The sequence below is a fragment of the Streptomyces sp. P5F9 genome, assembly GCF_057961495.1.
The window spans coordinates 1-914 of sequence record NZ_JBXVPZ010000987.1; the positions used below are offsets into that span (position 1 = coordinate 1).

The window sequence follows — 914 nt, forward strand, 5'->3', positions numbered from 1 at the left end:
CGTGCGACCCCACCCAGGCCCACGCCAGGGCGGTTCGGCAATACCACCGCCTCTCCCTGGTTTGCAGGGCCCCATTGCCGAGGAGGGCGGTCCACACCACCCCCGGCCCTCCCACGAGCCGTTGACGCTGACCGTCGACCGCAGCCCTGTACAGCAGCCCAGCAAGTCCCACGTAGAGGCCTCCTGACGGCCCGTCTAAAAGTCTGGCACGAGGCGGTCGAGTCCCTCTTCTCAGCGCACCTCGCGTTCGTCGCACCGCAAGTTGTCTCCACCGCCATACCACCATCCGGTTGGAAGAGCGCACCGGCTCTCCCTGCGCGTCGTTGCACGGCGTGTAGGGGAATCGATTCGAGAAGAAGATTGCAACGATGGGCCGTTCGAAACCGGGCAGGCCTCGGCCTGCACGTCCAGGTCGACATGCACAGCGGGTCGTGCCGGAGCTCCTGCCTGAATGGAACGCCTTCGTTGCCGCCTATCCCGCCATCGCTGATGCGGTGCGGGCTGCGGCACTCGGCGGGCAGCGGGTTGAAGTCTTCAGCCGTGAGCATGACGCAATGTGCCAGCATATCTTGATCATGGATGACCAGCCCGGTCAGCTGCGGCGGCAGATACGAGCGGGCAGCCGGACGCTTCGGCCCATCTGCGGGCACTGGGGCAAGCCGCTCGTCATCACCTCGGGCACGCTGGCCATGCCCGCCGGCCGGGAGACCTCCGAGTAGGACGAGCCAGACACGGCGGGGCTCGCCGCCTTCCGCATCGCGGGCGAGCCTGCTTGGAGTTCGCCGCCCGGGGTACGCGCGAGCGTGGTCCGGCTCGCTCCTACCGTCCACGGCCCTGAAGGACTTTGTTGGCGGATTCGGCGACCGCCTTTGCTGATCTTGTTTGGTCGGGCAGTCTGGTGGGGTTCGGTTTCG

1 protein-coding gene is annotated in these 914 nt (G+C 67.1%); it reads left to right on the top strand.

Annotated elements, in window-relative coordinates; translation table 11 throughout:
* Positions 1-431: 431 nt before the first annotated feature.
* Positions 432-719: a hypothetical protein gene (locus AC31A1_RS51980; RefSeq protein WP_489660006.1), complete on the top strand. Its 288-nt coding sequence runs from the start codon at positions 432-434 to the stop codon at positions 717-719.
* The last annotated feature ends 195 nt before the right edge of the window (positions 720-914 follow it).